At 65.9% G+C, this 1,427-nt stretch carries 1 protein-coding gene; it reads left to right on the forward strand.

Annotated features, from left to right (window positions below; genetic code table 11):
- The first annotated feature begins 49 nt into the window (after positions 1 to 49).
- On the forward strand, positions 50 to 1,399 hold the full coding sequence (locus ACTWQJ_RS51300) for an IS630 family transposase (RefSeq protein ID WP_443313187.1): 1,350 nt from the start codon (positions 50 to 52) through the stop codon (positions 1,397 to 1,399).
- The last annotated feature ends 28 nt before the right edge of the window (positions 1,400 to 1,427 follow it).

The raw sequence follows: 1,427 nt of genomic DNA on the forward strand, positions 1-1,427 counted from the left end.
CTAGTGTGATGCGCCTGAAATTGCAGGTGTAAGTCTGTAGGCTGTTTTCATGTCGCATCGGGGTCCGCGTGCTGTCGAGGTCGTGCTGTCCGAGGAGGAGCGCGCCGAGTTGTCGCGTTGGGCGGGTGGTGGGGCGGGATCTCGTCCGGCCGAGCGGGCGCGGATAGTCCTGTCTTGTGCGAATGGTGCGTCAAGTTCCCAAGTGGCGGCCGACTTGGGTGTGAACGTGGCGACGGTGCGCAAGTGGCGCTCCCGGTTCGCGGCTCACCGGCTGGCGGGCCTGGCCGACGAGCCACGGCCGGGCCGGCGCAAGCCGGACCTGGTCCTCACCGAGGCCGAGCATGCGCAGTTGACGCGCTGGGCGCGGCGGGCGAAGACCGCGCAGTTCCTGGCGCTGCGCGCGAAGATCGTGCTGCGCTGCGCGGAGGGTGGGACGAACAAACAGGTCGCCGCCGAACTCGGCATCGCGCAGGCGACGGTCAACCGCTGGAGGTCGCGGTTCATCGCGGCTCGCCTGGACGGGCTCGCGGACGAGCCGCGCCCGGGCCGACCGCCCTCGATCCTGCTTGACCAGGTCGAGGACGTGGTCATCGCGACGCTGGAGTCCACTCCGGGCGAGGACACCCACTGGTCGCGGGCCTCGATGGCCAAGCGCACCGGATTGTCGAAGTCCACCATCGGGCGGATCTGGAAGAAGTTCGACCTCAAGCCGCACCTGCAGGATGCGTTCAAGCTGTCCACCGATCCGCAGTTCGTCGACAAGGTCGTCGACGTCGTCGGCCTGTATCACAACCCGCCCGAGAAGGCGGTGGTGCTGTGCGTCGATGAGAAGAGCCAAATCCAGGCGCTGGACCGGTCCCAGCCGGTGCTGCCGATGATGCCGGGCATGCCCGAGCGCCGCACCCACGACTACCTGCGGCACGGCATCACCAGCCTGTTCGCCGCGTTCAACATCGCCGACGGCACCGTCATCGGGGAACTCCACCGCCGCCATCGGGCCATCGAGTTCAAGAAGTTCCTGGTCACCATAGACAAGGCGGTCCCCACCGGCCTCGACGTGCACCTGGTGTGTGACAACTACGCCACCCACAACACCCCCGAGATCAAGACGTGGCTGGACAAGCACCCCCGCTTCCACGTCCACTTCACCCCGACCGGCTCCTCCTGGATCAACCAGGTCGAGCGGTGGTTCGGCCTGCTGACCGACAAACTCATCCGCCGCGGCGTCCACACCTCCGTGAAGGCGCTGGAGGACGACATCAGCGCCTGGATCGAAACCTGGAACGAGAACCCCAGGCCCTTCAAGTGGACCAAGACCGCCGACGAGATCCTCAAATCCCTCGCCGACTACCTCACCAAGATCGCTACACCGGCCACCAAAAACCAGCATGAGACTTAAGCCCAGGATTTCAGGCGCATCACACTAG

It is taken from the genome of Streptomyces sp. KR55, assembly GCF_052245645.1.
Classification (GTDB): Bacteria; Actinomycetota; Actinomycetes; order Streptomycetales; family Streptomycetaceae; genus Streptomyces; species Streptomyces flavusporus.